23 protein-coding genes and 2 tRNA genes are annotated in these 26,087 nt (G+C 47.0%); 13 read left to right on the forward strand and 12 right to left on the reverse strand.

Annotated features, from left to right (window positions below; all coding sequences use genetic code 11):
- Positions 1-174: 174 nt before the first annotated feature.
- Positions 175-750, forward strand: a complete 576-nt coding sequence (locus JIE71_RS09620; RefSeq protein ID WP_199508500.1) for a PepSY domain-containing protein — start codon at positions 175-177, stop codon at positions 748-750.
- 158 nt (positions 751-908) lie between these two features.
- On the opposite strand, the gene JIE71_RS09625 is transcribed toward JIE71_RS09620, so the two are convergent.
- The 5 genes from JIE71_RS09625 to JIE71_RS09645 form a co-directional block, all read right to left on the reverse strand.
- Complete coding sequence (locus tag JIE71_RS09625) at positions 909-1,640, reverse strand: hypothetical protein (protein ID WP_199508501.1); 732 nt, start codon at positions 1,638-1,640, stop codon at positions 909-911.
- A 232-nt stretch (positions 1,641-1,872) separates the two neighbouring features.
- Positions 1,873-2,211, reverse strand: a complete 339-nt coding sequence (locus JIE71_RS09630; protein ID WP_199508502.1) for a CopG family transcriptional regulator — start codon at positions 2,209-2,211, stop codon at positions 1,873-1,875.
- Positions 2,212-2,450: 239 nt separating this feature from the next.
- Positions 2,451-2,526: transfer RNA gene (locus JIE71_RS09635), tRNA-Asn, on the reverse strand.
- Positions 2,527-2,894: 368 nt separating this feature from the next.
- Positions 2,895-2,970: transfer RNA gene (locus JIE71_RS09640), tRNA-Asn, on the reverse strand.
- A 246-nt stretch (positions 2,971-3,216) separates the two neighbouring features.
- The gene (locus JIE71_RS09645) at positions 3,217-4,422 is read right to left on the reverse strand and encodes a pyridoxal phosphate-dependent aminotransferase (protein WP_199508503.1); all 1,206 of its coding nucleotides are present in this window, start codon (positions 4,420-4,422) and stop codon (positions 3,217-3,219) included.
- Between the two features lie 406 nt (positions 4,423-4,828).
- Here JIE71_RS09645 and JIE71_RS09650 point away from each other — a divergent pair, with 406 nt between their 5' ends.
- The 4 genes from JIE71_RS09650 to JIE71_RS09665 are packed head-to-tail and all read left to right on the forward strand — an operon-like array spanning position 4,829 to position 9,979.
- Positions 4,829-5,653: an SDR family NAD(P)-dependent oxidoreductase gene (locus tag JIE71_RS09650; RefSeq protein ID WP_199508504.1), complete on the forward strand. Its 825-nt coding sequence runs from the start codon at positions 4,829-4,831 to the stop codon at positions 5,651-5,653.
- 44 nt (positions 5,654-5,697) lie between these two features.
- The gene (locus JIE71_RS09655) at positions 5,698-7,464 is read left to right on the forward strand and encodes an NAD(P)/FAD-dependent oxidoreductase (protein ID WP_199508505.1); all 1,767 of its coding nucleotides are present in this window, start codon (positions 5,698-5,700) and stop codon (positions 7,462-7,464) included.
- Positions 7,465-7,504: 40 nt separating this feature from the next.
- Positions 7,505-8,464: a DUF1365 domain-containing protein gene (locus JIE71_RS09660; RefSeq protein WP_199508506.1), complete on the forward strand. Its 960-nt coding sequence runs from the start codon at positions 7,505-7,507 to the stop codon at positions 8,462-8,464.
- Between the two features lie 51 nt (positions 8,465-8,515).
- Complete coding sequence (locus JIE71_RS09665; RefSeq protein ID WP_199508507.1) at positions 8,516-9,979, forward strand: SAM-dependent methyltransferase; 1,464 nt, start codon at positions 8,516-8,518, stop codon at positions 9,977-9,979.
- Positions 9,980-10,062: 83 nt separating this feature from the next.
- On the opposite strand, the gene JIE71_RS09670 is transcribed toward JIE71_RS09665, so the two are convergent.
- Positions 10,063-11,235, reverse strand: a complete 1,173-nt coding sequence (locus JIE71_RS09670; protein WP_199508508.1) for an MFS transporter — start codon at positions 11,233-11,235, stop codon at positions 10,063-10,065.
- 108 nt (positions 11,236-11,343) lie between these two features.
- Here JIE71_RS09670 and JIE71_RS09675 point away from each other — a divergent pair, with 108 nt between their 5' ends.
- The 4 genes from JIE71_RS09675 to JIE71_RS09690 all read left to right on the forward strand — a co-directional run bounded on the left by JIE71_RS09675 (position 11,344) and on the right by JIE71_RS09690 (position 14,792).
- The gene (locus tag JIE71_RS09675; RefSeq protein ID WP_199508509.1) at positions 11,344-12,231 is read left to right on the forward strand and encodes a LysR substrate-binding domain-containing protein; all 888 of its coding nucleotides are present in this window, start codon (positions 11,344-11,346) and stop codon (positions 12,229-12,231) included.
- A 35-nt stretch (positions 12,232-12,266) separates the two neighbouring features.
- On the forward strand, positions 12,267-12,677 hold the full coding sequence (locus JIE71_RS09680) for a DUF2177 family protein (RefSeq protein ID WP_199508510.1): 411 nt from the start codon (positions 12,267-12,269) through the stop codon (positions 12,675-12,677).
- 438 nt (positions 12,678-13,115) lie between these two features.
- A complete protein-coding gene (locus JIE71_RS09685; RefSeq protein WP_199508511.1) occupies positions 13,116-13,652 on the forward strand; it encodes an acyl-CoA thioesterase in 537 nt (178 codons plus the stop codon).
- 75 nt (positions 13,653-13,727) lie between these two features.
- Positions 13,728-14,792, forward strand: a complete 1,065-nt coding sequence (locus JIE71_RS09690) for a cation diffusion facilitator family transporter (protein WP_199508512.1) — start codon at positions 13,728-13,730, stop codon at positions 14,790-14,792.
- Positions 14,793-14,941: 149 nt separating this feature from the next.
- On the opposite strand, the gene dps is transcribed toward JIE71_RS09690, so the two are convergent.
- Positions 14,942-15,427: a DNA starvation/stationary phase protection protein Dps gene (gene dps, locus JIE71_RS09695; RefSeq protein ID WP_199508513.1), complete on the reverse strand. Its 486-nt coding sequence runs from the start codon at positions 15,425-15,427 to the stop codon at positions 14,942-14,944.
- Positions 15,428-15,980: 553 nt separating this feature from the next.
- On the opposite strand from dps, the gene uvrB reads away from it, so the two are divergent.
- Together uvrB and JIE71_RS09705 are read left to right on the forward strand one after the other, a co-directional pair.
- Positions 15,981-18,092 (forward strand): excinuclease ABC subunit UvrB, encoded by a 2,112-nt coding sequence (uvrB, locus tag JIE71_RS09700; RefSeq protein ID WP_199508514.1) that lies wholly within the window; start codon positions 15,981-15,983, stop codon positions 18,090-18,092.
- 196 nt (positions 18,093-18,288) lie between these two features.
- The gene (locus JIE71_RS09705) at positions 18,289-18,663 is read left to right on the forward strand and encodes a hypothetical protein (RefSeq protein WP_199508515.1); all 375 of its coding nucleotides are present in this window, start codon (positions 18,289-18,291) and stop codon (positions 18,661-18,663) included.
- An 87-nt stretch (positions 18,664-18,750) separates the two neighbouring features.
- Here JIE71_RS09705 and JIE71_RS09710 read toward each other — a convergent pair whose 3' ends face one another.
- Positions 18,751-19,146, reverse strand: a complete 396-nt coding sequence (locus JIE71_RS09710) for a hypothetical protein (RefSeq protein ID WP_199508516.1) — start codon at positions 19,144-19,146, stop codon at positions 18,751-18,753.
- A gap of 300 nt (positions 19,147-19,446) precedes the next feature.
- Here JIE71_RS09710 and JIE71_RS09715 point away from each other — a divergent pair, with 300 nt between their 5' ends.
- Complete coding sequence (locus JIE71_RS09715; protein ID WP_199508517.1) at positions 19,447-20,415, forward strand: LysR substrate-binding domain-containing protein; 969 nt, start codon at positions 19,447-19,449, stop codon at positions 20,413-20,415.
- Positions 20,416-20,540: 125 nt separating this feature from the next.
- Here JIE71_RS09715 and JIE71_RS09720 read toward each other — a convergent pair whose 3' ends face one another.
- On the reverse strand, positions 20,541-21,056 hold the full coding sequence (locus JIE71_RS09720; RefSeq protein ID WP_199508518.1) for a hypothetical protein: 516 nt from the start codon (positions 21,054-21,056) through the stop codon (positions 20,541-20,543).
- 421 nt (positions 21,057-21,477) lie between these two features.
- Between JIE71_RS09720 and recJ the strand changes: the two genes are divergently transcribed.
- Positions 21,478-23,232 carry a single-stranded-DNA-specific exonuclease RecJ gene (recJ, locus tag JIE71_RS09725; protein WP_199508519.1) on the forward strand — a complete coding sequence of 585 codons (1,755 nt, stop codon included), beginning with the start codon at positions 21,478-21,480 and terminating at the stop codon, positions 23,230-23,232.
- 75 nt (positions 23,233-23,307) lie between these two features.
- Here recJ and JIE71_RS09730 read toward each other — a convergent pair whose 3' ends face one another.
- From JIE71_RS09730 to JIE71_RS09740, 3 genes are all read right to left on the reverse strand, one after another.
- The gene (locus tag JIE71_RS09730; protein WP_323126929.1) at positions 23,308-24,063 is read right to left on the reverse strand and encodes a trimeric intracellular cation channel family protein; all 756 of its coding nucleotides are present in this window, start codon (positions 24,061-24,063) and stop codon (positions 23,308-23,310) included.
- Positions 24,064-24,158: 95 nt separating this feature from the next.
- A complete protein-coding gene (locus JIE71_RS09735) occupies positions 24,159-24,794 on the reverse strand; it encodes a trimeric intracellular cation channel family protein (protein WP_199508520.1) in 636 nt (211 codons plus the stop codon).
- 171 nt (positions 24,795-24,965) lie between these two features.
- On the reverse strand, positions 24,966-26,057 hold the full coding sequence (locus JIE71_RS09740) for a multidrug resistance efflux transporter family protein (protein WP_199508521.1): 1,092 nt from the start codon (positions 26,055-26,057) through the stop codon (positions 24,966-24,968).
- Positions 26,058-26,087 lie beyond the last annotated feature (30 nt).

Genomic DNA, 26,087 nt, shown 5'->3' on the forward strand with positions numbered 1-26,087 from the left:
TGTCAATTTTAGTGGCGCAAGGGAAATCCTTTAAATAGATTTTAGTCCTATAATGCTAAACTTATGCCCGTCGTAAACATTTCGTACACCTTTAATAAGATTGTGTAATAGCAAGGTATGAACACGCGTAAACTCTGTATGATACGAAGACTTTTATAAATAAAGGATCATCTCATGCAAAAATCGTCAACGCTTCATAAATCTATCATTACCTTATTCAGTGTGGCCGCTATCAGCACGACTGCTATCGCAGTAGGACAAAACGCAGCGACACAAGTGAGCGTTAATGAATCGGTAGCCGCTGTACAAAGCAAAATCACGCTTGAGCAAGCCATCAATATTGCACAAAAAACAGTCAAAGGCGATGTAATTGGTGCTGAATTTGACCAGTATAACCGCTCAGCAAGTGGGGACTATGAGATAAAACTGGTTGCCAACGGCACTGAGTATGAAGTCAGTGTTGACGCCACTACAGGTCAAACCTCAAACAATAAGCAAGAAAAGATGGATAACGAAGATGTGGCTGGATATAACGCCATGAAAAAATCTGCTATCAGCTTAAGCCAAGCCATCAAAAAAGCGAACCAAGGCATTAATGGTACAGTTGTCGAAGCAGGATTTGACATCGATGATGGCAAATCTGTGTATCAAGTTGAGATTGTCAAAGGCGATCAAGTACACGAAGTAGCGATTGATAGTATGACGGGTAAAGTCGTTCGTAGCCAAGTCGAGATGGTCGACGATGATTAATCTTTGAGGTAAGTAACGAAGTAGCCGTCTTATCGTTCCTGCTTTAAGACGACTTAATAGCGCTAAACGATATTATCGTATCGTTTAGCTTTTTTTGACTCACAGTTACTTACTCATGGTTACTTAGATGTTATTAATAACTGAACTTACTGACACTCTTAACGCTGAGAAAATCGAATTATACGCCCGTCTTCTAGCACTAGCGTGCCTGTGGTGATGACAATAGTCACATCTTGTGCGTTACGAATGGCACGCATGACATTAATATCCTCGATACTGCTTTCTATGACCACCTTTCCTGACTGTTCAGGGGTGATAGGCGGCGTAAATGGCGTTTTTGGAATCACAAAGCGCTTGCCGATTTTTAATTTGGCGTCTTGCATGAGTAACTCTCCCTCAAAGCTTTCAATCGGCGATGTCCCGTGATTGGAGAGTACAAATTGCAGCTTGACTTGATTGAGACTGTCACTGTCGCTCGGCTTTACAGGGAGTAGGGCGACAGGGTAGCGTTCAGCGAGTGTTAATGTATTGGTATCTTTGATTACTGGGCTTTTCTTACCCGTTGGATTATTCGGGTGCAGTCGCTCGTATTCACGTTGCTGCGTGATGGCGTTTTTGATGGTCGTACGCGGCATAGCGCCTGACTCGTAGGCTTCGCTCAGCTTCATACGCAGCATATAGCGACTAAGCAGCTGCCGTTCTTCTTCGGGTAAGGCCTCAAACGTTTCGCCCAGTTTTTGTTGCCAACGGTCTGAATCTGTAGGGATGGTGGTTTCCTCTGGCGACTTTTTGAGCACATCGCAGGCAGTGAGCGCAGGCACTGTGGCAAACACCAATAATGCAGCAAAGATAGGAGCGTGGTCACGTCGAATAAAAGATAATAAAGTCATGATAGCCCTCCTGTGTGATGTGAATAACGTTTTGGTCTTATTTATATCCTACATCATTGTGAACATATATATTGGTTTTAGTGATTACTATAGCCTGTTTATCGGTGTTCTATACATAAGGCTTGTGGTAGGTTCTGTTACCTTTTGCAAAAAATACAAAGTAGCTCGCATAAAAAAAGACCAAATCCTTAACAGACTTGGTCTTTGTGGTCATGCTTTATAATGGCAAGTGTTATTCTGCTTCTTTATTGCCTTGTAGCTCGCAGAGCGGCTGTGAGGTGTGCTTATTGTGCGTGACCACAATGGCTTCGTCAATGATACGCTGACTGACGCCCTTTTTGCGTAATGTCTCAATAAACACTTCGTCGTGCGCTAGCGTATAGTCGGCGTGGTCGCGGTCTAGACCTTGACGGATATACAAACGAATCAAACCCTGAATGCGCTTAAAGCCAAGATCCTTAGACGTGGCTTCCAACAGCTCAATCATCTCTTCAGACAGACGAATACTAATAGAGCGCATTACCTTTTGAGGATGATCAGAAAACTTATTTTTTACGCGTATTGGTATCATAATAAACCATTATGTGTAATGAATGGGAACAAATGCTGCGAGAGCGTCGTATTATCGTGTTAATAATCAACATTTTAGACGCTCATTATAAACGAAATGTCAGGCCTGATGTGTAAGCAGCACCACAAATCATACAAAAAATGTCAACATTTCTCGTTTAATTTAATGACTGTTCATAAAGTACCAAAAAACAGACATAAAAAAACCTCCATCATTTTTCGATGGAGGTTTTTCATATATGGCTCCTCAACCTGGGCTCGAACCAGGGACACACGGATTAACAGTCCGATGCTCTACCAACTGAGCTATTGAGGAATAGCTGTTTATAACGTTAAGATAAATGCCATTTGGCGTTTGCTATCTCGTTATGTGGGGCGTATTGTAGCCAAGGGATTATAAAGTGTCAAGAAAAAATTTAAAAAATAAGGCATTTTTTATGATTTTATTTTTTGTCTTCTCAAAATGTCTTAAAAGTAATCATCATTAAGCGGCGCGCAGCAGCTTTTTGATAATGCTGCTCAAGCGCTTGGGTATAAAAAGACCAAGAGCAAAAGAAACCAAAAGTAGCCTGTAAAACAAATCTATTAGGCATAAAAAAACCCTCATCAAAGCGATGAGGGTCTTGGCATGTGCCATAATTGAATCTGGTGGAATTCAGGGGTTTGCCTAAATAGGCAAGAATTTGGCTCCTCAACCTGGGCTCGAACCAGGGACACACGGATTAACAGTCCGATGCTCTACCAACTGAGCTATTGAGGAATGACTGGGCTGCGATGCTTGTCGCCGCTAAGTGGGGCGTATAATAGCAAAGATAAAAAATACGTCAAGCATTTTTTATCACTTTTTTGCCAAAAATATTATTTTTTAGCAAAAAAGCCGTTGTTGCTCGCGTTCATGGCGCTAAATGGATAAAAAACGGGCAAAAATAATCACGTAAACGAACAAAAGGCGCTCATGTTCAGCGCCTTTTGTACTTACAAGTTTTACGTATCTCAACCGTAAAGCTTATTCTTCTTCAACGTCCAGTTCAGAGACGGCTTGTTCAATACGTTTTAGCGCTTCTTTTAGCGTGGCTTCATCCGTGGCGTATGAGATACGCATAAAGCCGCCCAAGCCAAAGGCATCGCCCGGTACGACCGCAACGCCGACCTTATCGAGTAGCCACTCGGCGAATGCGGTGCATGACTTTAGCCCTGCTGCACGGATTAGCGGCTTGATTTTTGGATAGACATAAAACGCGCCATCAGGACGCAAGCAGGTGATGCCTTTGATGCTGTTTAAGCCCTTGACCACAAGGTCACAGCGCTGCTCAAAAGCTTTAAGCATCGGCTCAAGGACGCTTTGATCACCTGAGATTGCCACCTCTGCCGCCACTTGGCTGATAGAGGTCGGGCATGAGGTGGACTGCGATTGTACTTTTTTCATTGCACCAATCAGCTTGGCAGGGCCACCCGCGTAGCCAATGCGCCAGCCTGTCATGGCATAGGCTTTTGACACGCCATTTAGGATGATGGCGCGCTCTTTTAGCTCAGGCGCAGCGTTTAGAATGTTATAAAACTTCTCGCCCGTCCAGCGGATATGCTCGTACATATCGTCTGAAGCAACATAGACGTGTGTGTTTTTCTTCAACACCTCAGCGATGGCTTTTAGCTCATCTAGGGTATAGATCATGCCCGTTGGGTTTGATGGGCTGTTCAACACCAGCAGTTTGGTCTTATCCGTAATGGCGTCTTCTAGCTGTTCGGCAGTGATTTTAAAGTTTTGCTCAGGCGGACATTCGACGATGACAGGCACGCCATCGGCAAGCTTGACCATATCAGGATAGCTGACCCAGTACGGGGCAGGGATAATCACTTCATCATCTTTATCAATCAAAGCTTGGGCAAGGTTAAAGAACGACTGCTTGCCACCGACCGAGACTAGGATTTCGTTGGGCTGATAGCTGATGTCATTGTCGTGCGCAAACTTATCAATAATCGCCTTTTTTAGCTCAGGCGTGCCATCGACAGCAGTGTATTTGGTAAAGCCGCTATTAATCGCCTCAATCGCTGCTTGTTTGATGTGCTCTGGGGTATCAAAATCAGGCTCACCCGCGCCCAGACCGATGATGTCTTTGCCCGCATCTTTAAGCTCTTTGGCTTTATTGGTGATGGCGAGCGTCGGTGAGGGTTTGATGTTATTCACGCGATTAGACAGTTGTAATTCGCTCATTATAAATCCTTGTTATAAGTGAATGAATGTGTGATAAATGGCTTTGACCTATCAGCCATAACTTGTGCTGTTTTATAAAAAGGGCGCATTCATAGTAACTTAGTTTGTTGCAGCATTAATAAAAACCCTGCTAACGGTTACAAAAAATGCCATGAGCGCCTGTGTGCTTGCGAAGTTACAACAGTCGTTTGTTTACAATAACTTATACTATCCAAAGGTTAATCAAGCCTTGTGCAAAGATAAGCAGAAAAATAATAAGAACAGATGCTAAGCATAACTCAAAGGTAAGTATTTAATAAAAATAACCGACCATTTATGGTTTGTCATCCTATCGATTGCTATAAAAATATAATAAGCCAACGCTATTCATAACCTATAAACATAACCTATAAAAAGGAAGTCCATTATGAGCGATGTCACCAAGAACACTGACGATAATCAACCCAACAAAAACCAGTCCAACAAAGACACATCTGATAAAAAACACGTATTAAAAGACAGCAGCCATATTCTGATTACAGGCGCGACTTCAGGCATCGGCAAGCAGTTAGCGACCGACTATCTCAAAGCGGGACACAACGTCTATGCGGTGGGACGTGATGAGGACGCGCTCGCCGAACTCGAAACCCTCGGCGCGACCAGCATCAACGTGGACCTGATGGATAGAGACAAGGTCAAAGCCGCTTTTGCGCCCATTGAGACCATTGACGTTGCCATCTGCGGCGCGGGGATGTGCGAGTATCTGGACATGCCTGATTTTGACAGTGAAGTCTTGATGAAAGTCATGTCCGTCAACATCGGCACACTGGCGCACGCTATTGATGCCGTGCTGCCTAAGCTGATTGCGTCCAAAGGTCGCCTTGTCGGTATCGGTTCAGCATCAGCGTACGTGCCCTTTGCCCGCGCCGAAGCCTACGGCAGCTCAAAGGCGGCGATTCATTACCTTATGAAAACCTTACAAATCAGCCTAGCCCCGCATGATGTGGCGGTCAGTTTAGTCGCCCCAGGTTTTGTCGAGACACCAATGACCAAACAAAACGACTTTCCTATGCCATTTTTGCAGACGCCTGAGCAAGCGAGCCGCGCCATTCGTGAGGGTATCGAGCACGGCGATGAGGTGATTGAATTCCCCAAAAAACTCACCTTGCCATTAAAAACTTTAGGCGCATTGCCTGACTTGGTCTGGCAACAAGTCAGCGAGAAAATAAATAGAAAAAAGAACGATAAATAAGCGGTTATAAAAACAAAAAAAGACACTAAAAGGGACTGCAAAATATGTCAAGGCCACGACCGAAAATAAAACCCATAAAAACGCTAAAAAAACTACTCAATAAAAACGCGCCTATTCAAAACGCGTTGATTCAAAACGCGTTGATTCAAAGCGCGGATAACACGGCAAAAAGCCCTGTTAGGCCGCGTCTTGCCATTATTGGTTCAGGCGTTTCGGGATTGACCTGCGCGCATTATCTGCAAGCCAACTATGACGTGACGGTTTTTGAAGCCAACGATTATATCGGCGGGCATGTAAATACCATTGATATCGCGCTACAAACGGGCAAAAAGGGCAAGGTTGAGACCAGCGCCATAGATACAGGTTTTATTGTGTTTAATGAGCGCACGTATCCTAATTTTTTGCGTTTACTGCACGACTTGGACGTGCCGTTTCAGGCGACGGATATGAGCTTTTCTGTGAAAAACAGCGCGCGCAACTTTGAATACAACGGACATACCATCAACACCTTGGTGTCGCAGCGCAAAAATATTTTGAGTCCGCAGTTTTGGCGTTTTATTAATAATATCGTGATGTTTAATAAGCATATCCGCGATTTGCGCGCAGAGTATGACGCAGCGCGGGCAGCGGGGCAGGACACAAGCGCGCTGTCTGCGCAGACGCTGGGCGATTACTTGGCGGGGCAGCGTTACGGCGCGCTATTTACTGATAACTATCTGTTGCCGATGGTGTCTGCCATTTGGTCAACCTCGATTAAAGACGTACAAGATTTTCCGCTGATATTTTTTGCGCAGTTTTTTGACAATCATGGGCTGCTCGACGTGGTCAATCGTCCGCAGTGGTTCACCATTAAAGGTGGCTCAAAGCAGTATGTGAATAAGTTGGTGACGCGCTTTATCAAAGCTGGCGGCACGATACGGGTCAATAGCCCTGTGCAACGCGTGCAGCGTAATCACGATGGCGTGCGTATCGAGTTTAAAGCGCTAAGTAACACAGATGGAAAAGTCGCGCGCGCGCAGATTGAGGACTTTAACGAGGTGATATTTGCCTGTCATGCAGATACCGCGCTGCGTCTATTGGCGGATGCCAAAGGTGATGAAAAAGAAGTGCTGGGACATTTCTACTTTACGCCCAATACGGCAGTGCTACATACCGATACCCGCGTGCTGCCCAACAAGCCTTTGGCATGGGCAAGCTGGAACTATCTGACCGACACGCCCGCCAAAGCGCCGAAGCGTAAAAACCCAGCCACGGACGAGCAAACCGTGCCCAGCAAGCCTGTCTTAACCTACCACATGAATATCTTGCAGCGCTTGACTAAGGCGCACAATTACTTGGTGACGCTCAACGAAGACATCGACGAGCAGCATGTGATTAAGCGCATTGACTACAGTCACCCTGTATATACGAACCAGATGGTCGCCGCGCAAGGGCAGTGGTCGCGCATATCAGGGCAGCAGCACACGCACTTTTGCGGCGCGTATTGGTTTAATGGCTTTCATGAAGATGGCGTGCGCAGTGCGCTGCGTGTCTGTCAGGCGTTGGGCGCGGATATTGATATCAAAGACAATGTCGATGCGCAGCACATTCCTGATGCGAAGCAAACGAGCACATCGTTTCGCTATCGAGATTTGCCCATTAAAGCCGATAAGAAGTCGCGCTCATTAATGCGCCGCCAGCTGCTGAGTGCCACCACCAATCAGGCATTAATCAAACAGATGGCGCAGATGACATCTGAGGCCGCAAGCTGCGCGCAAAAACGCAAAAAACCAAAGCGCGCTTGGTTAAAGCAGCAGCGCTCCACATCCTAACCATTACCTACATCCTAACGATTAACAATAAGAGAGATTTATGCCCCACGCATCACGCCCCGCTCATGCTCAAGCCGCTGGTGCATACCCGCATCAGCTGTTTGCGGGCAGTACGTGGCATCAGCGGTTTTTACCGCGCGCGCATCAGTTTCATTATGCGTATCGCTATTGGGGTGTGAGTGTCCGTGCGCTGGCGGCGGGCGAGTCGTTGCCCGAAGTTAAAAGCAAATGGGGCATTCCGCTGTTCTCAGCCACGCGCCGCGCCGTACAGCAATTTTGTCCCAGTGACTATATTTGTTTATCGGAGGAGGACGACCAATCCAGTAGCGAGACGAAGTCAAATGACAAGCAAACAGACTTTAAAGACAGTTATCAAGCAGGTTCTCGATCAGAACATCAAGCACTGTTGCTAAGACTGTGCAGCGCATTTGCCACCTACGCAGGCAGCGTGCCTGATGGCGACATTATGGCGCTGGTGGTGTACCGCAATCTGGGTATGTATTTTAGCCCTGTGAATTTTTATATTGGCTTTGATGCAGAGGGTGCGCCCAGTCATCTGCTGGCAGAAGTGTCCAATACCCCATGGAAAAAGCGCCATTACTACGGCTTTGTATTAACAGGGCAAGAAAGTGAGTTTTGTCATGGTAAAGATTTTCATGTCTCGCCCTTTAACCCGATTGATCAGCAGTATTGCTGGCAGGTCACGGTTCAGCAGCGCGAGCAAAACGAGATGGCGGGCTTATATACGCGCATTGTGATTGCCATTCATGACCAGCGCGGCGAGGTCATGCGCGCAGGCGTCAAGCTACAAGGACAAGCCATGACTGCTGATAATATCCAGCACAGCCTACGCAAAAACCCGCTGATGAATATGACTTCGCTACTGCGTATTTATTGGCACGCGCTCAAGCTCTACGCCATCAAGCGCGTGCCCTATGTGCAATACAACCAAACGCTAAAGGACAGCGCGCAACACTCAAAACCACAAACGGAAAAATAAAACCAAAAACACCTGATAATTAATAGACAACAAGGGATAAGGAAACCATCTATGCCAACCCGACCGACCGACCGTACGCCCAGCTCGACTTTTGAAAAAGCCACTGCCTGCATCAGTCAGACGGTCAGTAATACGGCGGTACTCAAGCCCATCAGTCAGGGGGTTAATTACGCCGCCAAGCAAGCGGTATTTCATGCGCTTAAAAACATTCGTTTTGGCAGCATTACCATTATCGAAAACTTTAAAAGGGGTAATGCAGATGAACGCAGCATTAAAGCAAAGCAAACCCATTATTTCGGGTTAGCGGCGACAGACCATAAAGGTAATGATAAGACCAAAGCAAACCAAAACAGTGACGCACCCAGTAGCTCTGAGGCGGGACACCATCGCCTTGATGTGACCTTGACCATTCACGATGATGACGTATACCGCCAGTTATTGCTCGGCGGCTCGATTGCCTTGGCAGACAGCTATATCGATGGCAAGTGGGATACCGATGATTTGACAGGGCTTATCCGTTTGGCGGCGCGCAATTTGGCAGTGATTAATTCGTTAGAGGCGCGTTTTGCAGGCATTACCAAAACTCTTGAAAAGGCAAAACATCAACTGCGCAATAATGACAAAGCCAATGCCAAGTCCAATATTTTGGCGCATTATGACTTGGGTAATGCCATGTATCAGACCTTTCTTGACCCGACCATGATGTATTCCTCGGCAGTGTATCCGAGCTTGGATAGCACGCTCGCTGAGGCACAGCAGCACAAATTGGCACTGATATGTGAGCGTCTGCAACTGACCGCAGACGATGAGGTGCTGGAGATTGGCACAGGGTGGGGCGGCTTTGCCATTTATGCCGCGACCCATTATGGCTGCCACGTGACCACGACCACCATTTCAGACGCCCAATATCAAGAAGCGGTGCGCCGCGTCGAAGCGGCGGGTTTGAGCGATAAGATTACGCTACTTCAAGAAGACTACCGCGAGCTGACAGGCACCTATGACAAGCTCGTCAGCATGGAGATGATTGAAGCGGTCGGGCATGAGTATTTGCCGACGTTTTTTGCCAAGTGTAATACGCTCTTAAAGCCAACAGGGCTGATGGTCTTACAAGCCATTACCTTTAATGATCAAAACTACGAGCGCTATTTGCAGTCGGTAGATTTTATCCAAACGCATATTTTCCCAGGCGGCTGCCTATTGTCTAATCAAGCGCTGACCACGCAGTTCGCCGAGCAGACCGATATGGTCATCAAGCAGCTGCACGACTACGGCTATGACTATGCCTATACCTTGCGTGATTGGCGCGCGGCATTTATGACAAAGCGTGATGAGATTATCGCACTCGGCTATGACGAGGCATTTATTCGTTTGTGGGAGTTTTACTTTTGCTACTGCGAGGGCGGTTTTTTAGAGCGTACCATCGGCGTGGTACAAGTGACGGCGGTAAAGCCGAAAAATACAGATACATGGGGTTTTTCTAATTTGCCAAGCAATGATAAGGCAAAAGCGGTCTAATGGGTCTGTGGAGGTGCGGCTTTATGATGAAACTGCACCTTCTATATCAATCACTTACGACTACGATTAACCGCAAAATGTATTTATGACAACTGCGCGGCACGTTTATCAAGAGCACCTGAATAACGGGTCACCGCGATGGCAACCAAACAGAGAATCGCGCCGATCCAAGCGGTGTCTTGTAGCGACATATTTTCAACGATAGCGCCGCCAGTGACTGAGCCAAGTGCAATACCGATATTAAAGGCAGCGATGTTCAGACCAGAGGCGACATCTACGGCATTGGGCGTGTATTTTTCGGCTTGTTTGACCACATAAATCTGTAGACCGGGCACGTTACCAAAGGCAAAAGCGCCCCAAACTAAGATGGTCAGTACAGCCGCTATCTTTGATTGCATGGTGAACGTAAACAGTAGTAAGACAAGGCTTAACACGCTAAATATGATGCTAAGGGCACTGACGGGGCCGCGTTTGTCGGCGAGCTTACCGCCCCAAATGTTACCCACTGCCACAGACACGCCATACACGAGCATAATGATTGCGACGGCGGAAGGTGCAAAGTGGGTTTGCTGCTCCAAGATAGGCGCAAGGTAGGTAAACGCCGTAAACGTACCGCCATAACCCAAAATGGTCATAAGATACACCAGTAGCAGCTGAGGTTTTACAAGCACTTGAAGCTGTTCTTTAAAGGTCGCGGGTAGGGATTGTTTCAGATTACTCGGGACCAACAAGGCACTGCCAATTAGAGCAATCAATCCCAGTAAAGAGACAATTAAAAAGGTGGCGCGCCAGCCAAAATGTTGCCCGACCCATGTGCCGAGCGGCACACCAGTCACTAAGGCGACGGTCAGACCCGTAAACATAATGGCAATCGCACTGGCTTCTTTTTCTTTACTGACAAGACTGGTCGCAATCATAGAGCCGATAGAGAAAAACACCCCATGTGCCAGACCCGTTAACAGGCGTGCCAGTATTAACGTGTTATAGCTTGGTGCTTTCCAAGCCAGTAAATTGCCGATGACAAACAGACCCATGAGGCTCATCAGTAAGGTTTTTCTGTTCCAGCGTCCAGTTAAGGCGGTAAGTACGGGCGCACCAATAGCGACACCCAGCGCATATAAACTGACGAGTAATCCTGCTGACGGTAAACTGACGCCCAAATCAGCGGCAATGGTGGGTACCAAACCAACGATAACAAATTCGGTTGTCCCGATTGCAAATGCGCTTAACGTAAGCGCCCATAAAGCAAGTGGCATAATGACATCCTGAGCTAAAAATAATGCGCACAGTGTGACGGATTGCCGCAGTGTGAAAAACAGCACAAATAACAAAATACTTTTGTTGTTTTTGTAGAGGTAGGTGTGATGACAGTACAAGCGAAGACCGAAGATATAGCGATGTTTTTGACCGTGGTCGATACAGGCAGTTTTACCAGCGCCGCCAATGTGCTCAATGAACAAGTGGCAAAAATTTCGCGTTCGGTGGCACGGCTGGAGCACACACTGCAATGCACGTTGTTAAACAGAACCACACGGCGCTTGGAGCTGACAGAAGAAGGACAGGTGTTTTTAACCTATGCACGTGAAGGGCTTAATACGTTACATACGGGTGAAGAGGCGCTGCGGTTACTAAAACAGGCGCCCAGCGGACACCTTAGAGTCGATGCTGCCAGTCCCTTTGTGCTTCATCAGCTGACGCCTATTGTCGGTGACTTTGTGCAGCAGTATCCGCACATCACGCTCGACTTGACATCGCATGACAACATTATTGATTTGCTTGAGTATAAGACGGATATTGCGATTCGGATTGGTAATTTAAAAGACTCGAACCTGCATGCCCGTCTGCTTGGGGAGAGTAAGCTGTATATGGTGGCAAGCCCTGAATACCTACATCGTCATGGTGAGGTTACGCATATTGATGATTTAGCCAATCATCAGTTATTGGGATTTAACGAGGCGGCCAAACTAAACCGCTGGCCAGTAGATATCGCGCATAAGCTGGACTTTCACATGACGGCGAGCAGTGGTGAGACATTACGGCAGCTTTGCTTGGCACATCAAGGCATTGCTTTATTATCGCACTTTATGGTGTATCAAGATTTGGATGCCAAGCGCTTGGTGACGCTGTTGCCAGAAGCGGTGGTCAGACCCAACGACAGTGAAGCAATACAAGCGGTCTATTACAAAAACAGTGCCATATCATCGCGCATTTCTGCGTTTTTAGACTTTATTCAGCCGAGGTTAAGACTATAAGTTCTATGTACTTTTTATCCTAAAAGGAGAACATCATGGGTTACGTATTTATTTATCTTGCAGCGGTAGTGATATTTTTGGCGGTAGACGCCGTTTGGCTGACCACCATGAAAGGCGCGTTTTATGAATCGCGTATTGGTCATTTATTGGCGGACGAGCCAAACATGTTCGCTGCAGGCGCGTTTTATATGTTTTACGTTCTGGCGCTGTGTATTTTGATTTTGTACCCGCAGATTAAAGCGGGCAGCTCGGTCGGCTACATTTTCTTATTGGGCGGTTTGATTGGTCTGATGGCATACGGCACGTATGACTTTACTAATTTGGCGCTGTACAAGGGCTTTACCTTGGATACTGCGCTCGTTGATTTTGCGTGGGGCGGCATATTAACAGGCTCAGTCAGTGCCATTGTCGCGTGGATGGCGTATCGTTTTTATTGGTTGGCATAGTTTGCTTAAAATAGCTTACTTAAAAATAATGGCATGCCAATAAGGGCGTGTCCCTAATTCAAGCGTTTATGACTAAATGGGCTAAAAATGGCTAAATCTTTGGCAAACGGTGTCAAACAGCTGGCCAATATCTTGATATTACCTGCGCTATTTTCCTTGTTTGCCTTCGATTTATCTCATTTTTATCACCATTTTTAAAATAGGGACACGCCCAAGTCATTTAAAAATTATGATAAAAATAAGACAAATCCTCGACACAACATTGGGTATGCCTTATTAAAATAAAGCCATATATTCGCGATTGCTTTAGGGCGCTGCTACTTATGCTCAATAAGTGACAGTGTTCAAGCGTTTGAGATTGCGCTACACTAAAGTATGTAATAATGAATTATGTATATTCGTTATTTCTTATATTGATAATTATTGATAAGGAATATCATGGCACAGACAAACACGTCTTCTACTGCAAAAAAAGCCCCAGTCAACCATGAGCTATACATGTCTGTACTGATGACACCAGACATGGCGAACTTTACAGGCAATGTTCATGGCGGTGACTTATTAAAAATGCTCGACCAAGTGGCCTACGCGTGCGCGAGTCGTTATAGCGGCAGCTACGTGGTGACCCTATCAGTTGATCAAGTGATGTTCCGCGAGCCAATTCATGTGGGCGAGCTTGTGACCTTTGCGGCCAGTGTCAACTATGTGGGCAAGACTTCAATGGAAGTGGGCATTCGTGTTGAGGCCGAAAACGTGCAAGAGCGTACCATTCGCCATACCAACAGCTGCTACTTTACGATGGTCGCCGTGGACAGTGATGGCAAACCGACCTCTGTGCCGCCGTTAAAACTTGAAAACCCATTACAAAAATGCCGCTTTGATGCCGCACTTGAGCGTAAACGTTTGCACATGCAAGAAGCGCGTCGTCCAAGCTGTGACATTGATAGCATATCTACCACTACCAATCCATCATAACGATAATTACGGATTGGTTTAGATGCCGTATATTTGCTTTAAATACGGCCTTTTTGCTTCATTGTTGAGATTATTATGAGTCTAAAGCCTTCCGTCGCCAATGCACCAAAGCATATTCAAACCAGTGACACGGTGTCCAAGCGTAATACACCTCCTGAGCATGAGCCAGAAGAAAAATCTGGTCATTCAGGGTCACTCATTACCGTTTTGATTGCGGTTGGCGCAAACCTGCTAATCGCCATCGCTAAATCTGTCGCCGCATTTATGACAGGCTCGGCGTCGATGATTGCTGAAGCCGCGCATTCGTGGGCAGATACAGGCAATGGCACGCTACTTATCATCGCTGAAAAAAAGGCAATCAAGCCTGCCGATACCAGTCATCCGCTCGGATATGGTAAAGAGTCTTATGTATGGTCGATGATAGCGGCCTTCGGCGTGTTTACCGCTGGCGCGATTGTGTCGATTTATACAGGCATTAAAGAGTGGAACGCGCCAGAGGGTGAGACCAACTACACCATCGGTTTTATTATTCTTGCCGTCGCTTTCGTGCTTGAGGGGTTCTCACTGGTGCAGGCGTACCGTCAAAGCAAAAAACATGGCGAGGCAATGAATGTCAGTGCGCTTGGCTATGTGGTCGATACCTCAAACCCAACCTTACGCGGGGTATTTTTTGAGGACTTGGCAGCGGTCATTGGTCTTGTTATTGCTGCCGCCGCGATGGGTATGCATGCCTATACGGGGCAGGCCTGGTGGGATGCACTTGGCTCTATTATTGTCGGTATCTTGCTGGGTGTGGTGGCGATATTCTTAATCAGTCGCAACCGTGATTTTTTGGTCGGTCTTAAGGTCAATCAGCGCATCCACGATTATGTATTGAGTGAGCTGTACGCGCACCCTGACGTGGATAGCGTTTCTTACTTGCACCTTGAATGGGTTGGGCCAAAGAAAATCTATATGGTGGCAGCAGTGGATATTGCAGGCAATCAAAAAGAAGACAGCCTCACGCAAAAGTTTGAAAATATCGAAAACAAATTTCGCGCGCTGCCCTTATTCCAAGAGGCCATCTTAACCTTATCTGCACCGCACGCTGAGCCGCTGACTTATAACAAAACACCTGCTGATATCAGCGATTATAAATAATATAGCGCTCATATTGGTCTTGCTGAACTGCACTTTTAGTTGTTCAGCACTCAATCATTTAGCACATTATTGCTGCCCATAAAAAAAGGCTTTAGAAAATTCTAAAGCCTTTTGTCAAACACCATTCGTCATTAAGACGTGTACATGTCTTATTTTTTCTGTGGCGCGTTAGCACCGATAAACCATGCATCTTTATCGACGATACGACTGGCTTCGGTGAATAGGTCAGCGGTGTCTTCATCACCTGCTTCGCCCGCAGTGTCGATAGCTTCACGCAATACGTTGGCTACTTTTTTGTAGCGCTTAGTCAGCTCAACCACGTGGTCTTCAACATTGGTGATGTCGGTTGGGTAGTCGTCTAACACGGAATCTTTGGCAACGCGACTTGCCAAACCGTTTGGCTCGCCGCCTAGAATGACAATACGCTCAGCGATCATGTCTGATACGTCGCGGATACGCTCAGCAGTTTCGTCTAGCAGTTGGTGTACACCAATAAAGCCTACGCCTTGTAGGTTCCAGTGGCACTGTTTGCCATCAAGGGTAAGGTCAATCACGTTGGCTAGGTTTGCATTTAGTAGTTTTACCATTTCTTGTGCGGTGCTGTCGTCGATACCACTTGCGAAACGTTCTCTCATAATGTTCTCCAGATATTAAAATTGTTTTTAGTTATTAATACATAATGCCAGCACTTACTGTTATCGCGCTTTGTCGTATGTCTGAGATGACCATAGCTAATATTTATAACAAAACGCCCAAAGGCGCTACGGATGAATAACGGTGCCACCCTATCAATACTAACTATGATTAACTCGTGGGCCAATTGGCTCATAAGCGATAAAGCGTTTGCTGGCTGTCCTTAGCAATCAAGTACCGATGATAGCAGGTTCGACAGCGTAAGAAACCCCCAAGGGTTAGGTGTTGTTATGTGCTCGTGTAACCATACTGTTAACCGTGAAAAGCTTTGTAAAATTGACGCGATTCATTCAGGTAATTTGCGTCTGTGCGGTCAATTGCATTTATGATAAGACGAATAAATTGTAGATGGACGACAGCATAAAAGCATCGTATTTAAAATAAGAAATTAAAGTCCTATACAGTGTAAAAGGTGACTAAAAAACAGCGCCCAACGCTTTAAAATCAAGGCATTGCCCCCATATTGTCATAAACTCAAAAAAGAAGAAAACGACTATGCGCCAACCCGAACCCAGATCATCACGACAACGCAAACAGCTCTCAAGTCAGCTGCAAAGTGAAGCAGAAATCACAGGCGTTAATGCCTCAGGCACGCAGATATCGAGCCGCGCCTTTGAAATGGTCACCGACTTTGAGCCTGCTGGCGACCAGCCTAAAGCCATCGAAAAATTGGTCAAGGGTGTCAATGCCAATATGGATGAGCAGCTTTTGCTTGGCGTTACAGGCTCAGGCAAGACCTATACCATGGCAAAGGTCATTAGCGAATGCCAACGTCCAACCATCATTATGGCGCATAATAAGACGCTCGCCGCGCAGCTGTATGGCGAGTTTAAAGCGTTTTTTCCCAATAACGCGGTCGAATATTTTGTCAGTTATTACGATTATTATCAGCCCGAAGCCTATGTGGCAGCGAGCGATACCTTTATTGAAAAAGACAGCGCGATTAATGACCATATTGACCAGATGCGTCTTTCCGCCACACGTGCGTTACTTGAGCGCCGCGATGCCATCATTATCGCTTCAGTATCGTGCATTTATGGTTTGGGCGACCCTGAAAGCTATCTAAAAATGCTGCTCCATATCGTGGTCGGTGACCGCGTTGACCGCACCGCGATGATTAAGCGTCTGGTTGAGCTGCAATACACGCGCAACGAGTTGGACTTTGAGCGCGGCACGTATCGTCTGCGCGGTGAGGTGCTGGATATTTATCCTGCCGAATCGGAAGAACTGGCAGTACGTGTGCAGCTGTTCGATGACGAGGTTGAAAAAATCACATGGTTCGACCCGTTAACAGGCAAAACCATGCGTAGCGTGCCGCGTATTACCATTTATCCCAAGTCGCACTATGTGACCCCGCGCGAAAAGTTGGAAGCGGCGAGCAAAACCATCCGCGCAGAATTGGACGAGCGCTTGGAGTACTTTCGCGAGCATGACAAGCTGATTGAGGCGCAGCGTATCAAAGAGCGCACCCAGTACGATCTTGAGATGATTCAGCAGCTCGGCTACTGTAACGGCATCGAAAACTACTCGCAGCACTTATCAGGACGTCCCTCAGGCGAAGCGCCGCCGACCTTGTTTGATTATATTCCCGAAGACGCGTTGCTGTTTATTGACGAGTCACACGTGACCGTTCCGCAAGTGGGCGCGATGTATAAGGGTGACCGCTCGCGTAAAGAAAACTTGGTCAATTATGGTTTCCGCTTGCCCAGCGCGATGAACAACCGCCCGATGAAGTTTGAAGAGTGGGAGCGCATTAAGCCAAAGACGATTTATGTCAGCGCCACGCCCGCGCAATACGAGCTGGAGCACAGCGAACAAGTGGTCGAGCAGGTGGTGCGTCCGACAGGTTTGATTGACCCTGAGATTGAGATTCGTCCTGTATTGACGCAGGTCGATGACGTGCTCTCTGAAATCATCACCCGCCGCGAAAAAGACGAGCGCGTGTTGATTACTACATTGACCAAGCGCATGGCAGAGGATTTGACAGGCTATCTCAAAGAATACGACGTCAAGGTGGCCTATTTGCACTCGGACATCGACACTGTCGAGCGTATGCAAATCATCCACGAGCTGCGTACAGGCGTGCACGATGTACTGGTCGGTATCAACCTTTTGCGTGAGGGCTTGGATATGCCTGAGGTGTCTTTGGTCGCAATATTTGATGCCGATAAAGAGGGCTTTTTGCGCTCGGAGCGCTCGCTGATTCAGACCATCGGACGTGCGGCACGTCACTTACATGGTAAGGCAATACTGTACGCCGACAAGATGACGCCGAGTATGCAAAAGGCGATTGACGAGACCGACCGCCGCCGCGAAAAGCAAATCGCCTTTAACGAAGCGCATGGCATCACGCCAAAAGGCGCACGCCGTAGCATCACCGATAAGATTGATACGGGTGAATCGGTCGATGCCAATGACAATCAGGCAATCCCTGTGAAGAGCGACTTACCTGATGTGGATATCAGCATCTTACGCAGTCCTGATTTGCTCGCCAAAGAAATCAAGCGCCTAGAAAAAGAAATGCAGCAGTTCTCACGCGACTTGAAGTTTGAAGAAGCCGCCAAGACACGTGATAAGGTATTGCAGCTTAAGGCATATTTGGTGTAATCAGCAATAAAGACGATAAATTTAAACGAGCAGGTCGACTTTGAGTTGGCCTGCTTTTTTTATTTTTTTACCAACAGCACACTTAGCTTTACATATCGCCCATTCACAAATGCGTATTATTTTATAAAATAAAACAAAGCATCCATGAGCCGCTTGTTTTACGGAATACCATAAGAATAAACTTAGGATAATAATTATGTTTGATGTCAAATCCTTATTACAAAGAGGGGTAGAAAGAGAGTTAACCAACGTCGATGACTACATTTTCATGCCTGAGAATATTGAAATAGAGACTGAAGGCGGTGGACAGTTAAACTGTGTACTCAACAGCGATGGCCGCGTAGATATTTTTTATAGTAGAGGCGGGGTAACCGATGTGCGCTCAGCGCCGCGCAAGCATCCGTTAACAGCATTTGAGTATGAGCTACATCATGGTGTGTATGATGATGTGATTGAGGAGCTGATCAAGGAAGTGGATAAGACACTTGATAGCCGCTCTCGGTATTTTAATAGTAAAGTGCTGCCCATGGGCGCAGCGATAACGGCTGAACCTTTTGTGGTTAATAAATAGAAAGTCAGCACGTAGTACTTTGTTTTTTAATAAAAAGCGGACATACCAAAAAGGGTGCGTCCGCTTTTTTGTGCGGATTTGGCGGCGTTAATTGACCAAGCTGCCATAGCAGGTTTGAATGCTATTTACGACCACTTTGGTCACCAGCTGGTTGCGATATTGCGGGTCAACTGCCGCATTGGCCATATCGACGAGCGAGACTTGCTTGGGCGCCTGCTCACTGACGCAGCCACAAATGCGACTTTGTAAGGCTTCTTCTTGTTGCGTCGTCATACCGACGCTGGCAATTTGCCAAAGTTGCTGGTTTTGTAGGGTAGCGCGGCATTGATTGTCAACAGCGGTTTTAAAGATACTCATGCCGATATCGGCGGCAGTGCCCGTGGGCGTGGTGTTACCTGTAGATGTGGTATTCGTGGTTGCAGCACAGCCAGTGAGCGCAACAGCAGTGATCAAGGTCATTGGGTATAGGATTTTTTTTAGCATAATTGCCTCGTTATCGTTTAAAACAGTAGTCAAGTGGACAGCACGGTGGTGCGCTTAGGGCTATTAAGCCGCGTAAATGCGCAAAAACATAGTCATCCACCGTATTATAATGAGAATCAATTTCGCTTGACTGCCAGACCATTTCGGTCATACCATCAGCGGTGGTATATAAATATACCCTATTACCTTATGGAATATTGAATGGTTATGTAGCGTTGTAATGACAGCGCTAGGACAAGGATAAGTCTTTGCACGAATAGATAGGGTTTCCTTGTTCGTATCAAACAGTAAAGGAACGCCATGAGCAACATCACTCGTTTACCTCCGTTAAACTCACTGCGTGTATTCAATGCCGTGATGACCTACGGCAGCTTTCGTAAAGCCTCCAGCAAATTATTGGTCTCTCCGCAGGCTGTCAGTCAGCAGGTACAGCTGTTAGAAGACAGTCTGCAAGTATCCTTATTTACCCGCAAAGGTCGTGTGATTGAGCCGACCGAGCAAGCCAAAATCCTCTCATATTTTGTCCAATCTGGGTTTGATGAGTTTTCTGAAGGGGTGCGCCGTGTGGAACGCGCCAAAGAAAACAACCGCATTAATATCAATGTCACGCCCTATTTTGCCTCACATTTTCTTATGCCGCGCTTATACGCCTTTCGCAATCAAGTTAAAGAGGTCGATATCCGTCTGACCACGATGGTGCGTGTGCGCGATTTTAATACGGACGATATTGATGTGGCGATTCAGTGGGGGTTTGATGAAGGCTCGGACTGGGTCGTCGATGGCATCCGTGGTTGGAACAAGTATGAACCAAAGCTGCTACTACGTGACCCTAAAATCCTATGCTGCACGCCAAAGATTGCCGAGAGTATTCAGACGCCTGCGGACTTGTTAACACAAACACTGCTGTGCCCAGGCCTTAGCAAAAACTTATGGAAAAAAGTCATGCACTATCTGGGTACAGAGCTGCCCATGGACATCATCAGTGAGGTTGAATTTCATGATGCTGAGACGCTATACCACGCGACGATGGCAGGTATGGGCGTCGGGCTGGTGTCGCGCCCTGATGCGTTGATTGCCATCAAGGCGGGCAAGCTGGTTGCGCCGCTAGGCTTTGAGGCACTCACCGATATGGACGAAGGCGATATTCCAGGATTTTATTTATTAGCACCACAATCGCGTGCGCGCGTTGAATGTGTCGATGCCTTTTGCGAATGGATATTGTCAGAGCATTGGCAGCGTAATGATGAGCTCTTGCCCTCGCTGACCTAAGCTAAGCGATTTATCTCGTTTTTATCATTATTTTAAAATGAAGATACGCCTTAATATGTATGCGGTTAAATGCAAAAAAACCAGCCTTATCAATGGCTGGTTTTTGAATGACTCTATGTGTTTGTTTATACGTTTTTACCATGTTGTTTGGTTTGGATGTCTTTAGCAAGTTTGTAGCATTCGTTGATATGATCAACCGCGATTTTTTTGAAAATCATATAGCCCATAGTAGCGGCGACCATCTGACCACCGAGCGGCACAAATTTGGTAACCTGCTTGGCAACAATGCGTCCACCAAAACCCTGCACGGTCTTTTTCACGATACCGCGAGTCGCCATCAAGCCTGCAAAATCTACAGCGCGGTCTTTGACCTCTTTCCAATGAACATTGCGTGTTTCTAAATCCACAGCTGCCGCACGGTCTTCGAGCAGACCAAAGCGTGCGCTAATCTCAGGCAATAGCTGGGTCAATAGGCCAGCATCAACCGCCACATCAAAAAACGGTACAGGCACGACGGCCACGCCTGCCGATACCTTAGCGCGGCGCTTGACCATTTTGATGCACTCTTTGCGTACTTTATCCAAATCTAAGCTTGGGTCGATGGTTTCTGGTAATTTTTCTAATGCAGGCGTGGTATTCATAATTTATATTCCTATTAAAAATAATAATTAAACGTGTGATTCACCAACTGAACCGGGCAATCAAAAAGGCACGTCTATAATTTTTGCAAATGGCACGTCGCAAACCAAAAGGTACTTGGTGGTTCGTAATTGGTGTCTCGTAATAGTTATCGTCAATCACCAAAGCGACAATCGTGACATTTGTGCTTAACAGTTGTCATTTTATGGGTTCTAGATACAGATACAATCCCCGCTTTGTATCAAAATACGAAAAACAGCGTTTTCTGTGCACAGTTTTTGTAAAAAGGGGTAACGTCGCTATTTAGATATAGGGAAAATCTAAAAATATTGAGCATAAGCAGTTAAAAATGAGACCCGAACGTATTGTGACAAGGCGCAAAATTCCATTGTGAGCCGCTATAAAAGCCAGTAAAATACGCAGATGCTAAATTTAACCCCGCGATACCCGACCTCAAGCGCTACCGCGCTGCCCCCCGATTTACAGCCCCTTGCGGCTGAATCTCCTACCTTAGCGCGTTTATTTGCCGCACGCGGCATCACCCAGTTGGATGAGCTGGACACGCACATTGCCAATCTCTTGCCCGCTGATGGACTCTACGGCGTGGATACTGCTGCTCAGCTCTTAGACCAAGCGATTGACGCAGGCGAGCGTATCCTTATCGTTGGCGACTTTGACTGTGATGGTGCGACCAGTACCGCACTGATGATGCGCGCGCTTACGGCGATGGGTGCGAATGTGGACTTTGTCGTCCCTGACCGCTTTAAATATGGTTATGGCTTAACCCCAGAAATCGTTGATTTGGGTATTGAGACCTATCAGCCCCAGTGGATTGTGACGGTGGATAATGGTATATCGAGCCATGAAGGTGTGGCGCGTGCCAAAGCCGCTGGCGTATCGGTGATTATTACCGACCATCATTTGACCACCAAACCTGTGCCGCCAGCCAAAGCGGTGGTCAATCCCAACCAGCACGCGTGCGACTTTGCCAGTAAATCTTTGGTCGGCGTTGGCGTGGCGTTTTATGTGCTGGGACGCTTAGCCAAGCTGCGCCGTGAGGCCGACAAACCAAGCATACAAGTCAGTCAGTATCTGGACTTGGTGGCACTCGGTACGGTCGCCGATGTGGGTGTTTTGGATAAAAACAACCGCATCTTGGTGCACTATGGTCTTGCGGCGATTCGGCAAAAGCGCTGCTCGGTCGGCATTTTGGCACTGCTTGCGCAAGCAGGGCGCGATGCGGCGAGCATCACTGCGCAGGACTTTGGCTTTGTACTCGGCCCACGTATCAATGCCGCAGGACGTATGGACAATATGCGTATCGGTATCGAGTGCTTGCTCGCGGATGACTGGGCTGAGGCAGAGCGTTTGGCGCAGCAGTTAGAGCAATTAAACCGAGAGCGCCGTGCTGTTGAAGGCGAGATGCGTGCGCAAGCAGACGGGATTGTCCAAAATCTTGACGACGATGATCAATTAGTGGATACGGCTCGCGGCATCGTGTTGTATCAGCCGCACTGGCATCAAGGGGTGATTGGTATTGTCGCGGGGCGTTTAAAAGAGCGCTATTACCGCCCGTGCATCGTCTTTGCGCCTGCGGACACAGACAAGACCGAACCTGAGGACATGATTAAAGGCTCGGCGCGTTCTATCGCGGGCGTGCATATTCGTGATGCCATTGAGCAAGTAGCAGAGCGTTATCCGACGCTGATTAGCCACTTTGGCGGGCATGCGATGGCAGCAGGTCTGACCTTAAAAGCGGGTAATCTATCTGCGTTTCAAGATGCGTTTAATGAAGTGCTTTGTGACTTTGAGACGTCCTTATTTACCCCGCAAGTGATGACCGATGGGGAATTACAAGCGATGGATTTTAGCCTGCATTTCGCTGATGTCTTAAAACACGCTGCTATCTGGGGACATGGTTTTGTGCCGCCTATTTTTGATGGTGTGTTTGAGGTCGCGCAAGCGAAGATATTAAAAGACAAGCATCTCAAATTGTCTTTGCGTTATCCTGACGTGCAGTATCCGATTGAGGCAATTTACTTTAATTTTGATACCGATAAATGGGATTACCGCGCTACCAAAGTGCACGTGCTTTTTGAGCTGGATATTAATGAGTGGCAAGGCAAACAGAGCCTACAGCTGATGGTGCGTGATTTGGCGGTTGTGGCGATGGATTAATGTTGTAGTAACGATAAAAGTGCTTTAATACAAAAAGGTCTGAGCCGCAATGCGATTCAGACCTTTTTATGGGGCTTATTTTAATTGTTTTTTGGCTTTTCTATCAATCAGGCTGATATCAGGAAACTGCCAGTCATACAAAATAGCAAAGGTGCGGATGATAAAAATGGTTGTCATGGTGATGATTTCATTGACCCAAGCGGTCATGCCAATCGCACCGAGCGCAAAGTAAACGCCACCACCAATGAGCGCGGCAGTGATATAAATTTCTTGCTGCAACACCAGCGGAATCTCATTACAAATCATATCGCGGATGATACCACCGACGATAATGGTGATGACCCCAAGCAACAAGGACACAGGAATATTTGCGCCCATACTTTGTGAGACTTTGATACCAATTAAGGTAAAGACCGCAAGTCCCAACGTATCGAACCATTTGAGCAGCGCATCGACGTGTTTGGCTTGCGGGTTACAAAAAATCTGAAAGCCTAAGGATGAAATGGTAATGAGCAGCAAATAGTTCATATCCACCAGCCAAAACAGCGGATTGCGATTTAAAATCACATCACGCACCGTGCCGCCGCCGATAGCGGTCAGCATCGCCACCAGAATACAGCCGAACACATCAAAGTTTTTGTGCTTGGCAAGAATCGTCCCCGACACGCTACAAGCAAAAATCCCTAGCATATCGAGCCAAAACATAAACGACGTCGGCTCAAAAGTGGTGACGATATCAGGCGTCAGCACCACAGGCAGTCCCGTCAGTGGGTTAATTGGCACTTGATGGTCAGTCGCCACCAAGGAGGCTGCGGACCACGATATATTCATGGGTTTATCAAATAGCGCCAGCGAACAGGTATTAAAAAAAGCGTATACGTGCATCAAAAACGTCTGAATCATGAGCGGTCACGTTATCTGATTGCTTATTTGACTAAGCGAATGGAAGGAAGATGCCAATCAAAGCGGAGCGCAAGCATACGCACCGAAAAGATGACGCCAAGCATGATAAACTCATTGACACCTGCATCCACGCCAAAATGAGCGAGCAGCAAGTAGGTGACAGAGCCTGCGACGCTGGCGGTGATATAAATCTCTTGCTGGAGTACCAAGGGTATCTCATTACAAATAATATCACGCAACAAGCCGCCAATAATTGCCGTCCACACGCCCATCATTACCGCAATAACAGGCGAGACGTCTTGTGCCAATGCCACCTTAAACCCAATCACACTAAAGGCCGCCAGTCCAATGGCATCAAAAAAGTTTAATGCGTTATCTATTTTGTGATACAAATGAAAAAACATCTGCGTCAGCACCGAGGTGATGGTGATGACAATCACATAATTCAAATCAATCATCCAAAATAAAGGATGTCTGTCTAATGCCATATCACGTAGCGTCCCGCCACCGATAGCATTGACCATAGAGATTAAAATACAGCCTGAAATATCAAAGCCTTTATGCTGCGCCAGCAGTGTCCCTGCAACGGCGCACGCAATGATGCCAATCATATCCAAAAAATACAACAGCGTCGCAGGGGATACCAGCTCATCTGCCATGTAACGACTCCTTATGGCGGGGCAACAAGATAACTTTTCAGGCAAAAAATAATCGCGCAATCAGCTTGCGCGATGAATAATAAAGTATGGTCATAAGCTGATATCAAGTTATTGATAATGGATGATTTTATCAAAATAATAAGTCAGCGATAAGACAAGCGCGTCGTTGTTTTAGCCATCTTTAGCAAATAAAATCAAACCAATAATAATCAGCGCAATGCCAAACAAACCCAAGGCCGAGGGCAGAGGACTGCCAAGCAAAATCATGCCGCCAATCAGCGCAAAAATAATTTCGCTGGCTTGGGTGGCATCCACACCTGCCACTTCGCTGGAAGTTGTTGCGTGCTCACGGGCATATAAAAAAATACTGGTCGCGGCCACCCCTGAGAATAGCGCCACCAAAAAGGTATTCATGATCTGACTGAATTGTGGCAATTCAGGATGCACAATCAGACCGAGCACCAACCAAAACGGCAAACTGCCCAGCGTCATCAGCCAAACCTTGTTAAAGGCATCGGTCAAAAGCTGCGTCTCAATCACAGGAATACGCGCAATCCACGCCGACAACATGCCGCCATGTGTGTCTGTCGGTGCTGGTGGGCTTACCGTTTGCGCCTGTTCATTGTGAGGCGTTTCGTGCATATCTAAAGCCGCCTGCGCTAATAAGGCATGCTGCTCTTGCTCAGCGGCGTTTTTCTTGGCATTAAAAGACGCCTGCCATACCAGCTGATTGCCAATCGGATAGCTGAACGCCGCAATTAAGGCGGGCAGTGCGCCATACAGCAACAAGTCAGACAATGCCACGTCATCCGTGCCGCCATGTAAGCCCTCGCTGATGTTCGCCAGCAATACGCCAAAAAACACGAACAGCGCATAAAATATAAATTTTTTATCAAAGCGTTGCCCAAAGGCGAGCAGTACCAGTAAGCTACTAACGACGGTGAACATAAAGGTCGCTGCCACCACCCAGCCGCTCACGTGGTCGGCCGCGTAGCAAATACCCGTATAAAACACCCCAAAACCAATGCTGCCTGTCAGACACCAAAAGCGCCAATGCGCACAAAAAACATTAAACAGCTCGCTAATGCGTGCCGTGCCTGAGCGTATGCCAATCATCAACGTTAATAATAACAGCATAAATACATAGCGTAGGCTGGCTGACCAAAACCAATGTCCGCCCGCGCTACTCATCAGCTCATTGAGCACAAAGGTTGAGCTGAAAAACGCCCCTGAGAGCAGCCCTAATAAAATCAGCCTAATCATCTAACAACGTCCTTATTGTTCTTTTATTTT

This window comes from Psychrobacter sp. bablab_jr014 (assembly GCF_016464015.1).
Classification (GTDB): Bacteria; Pseudomonadota; Gammaproteobacteria; order Pseudomonadales; family Moraxellaceae; genus Psychrobacter.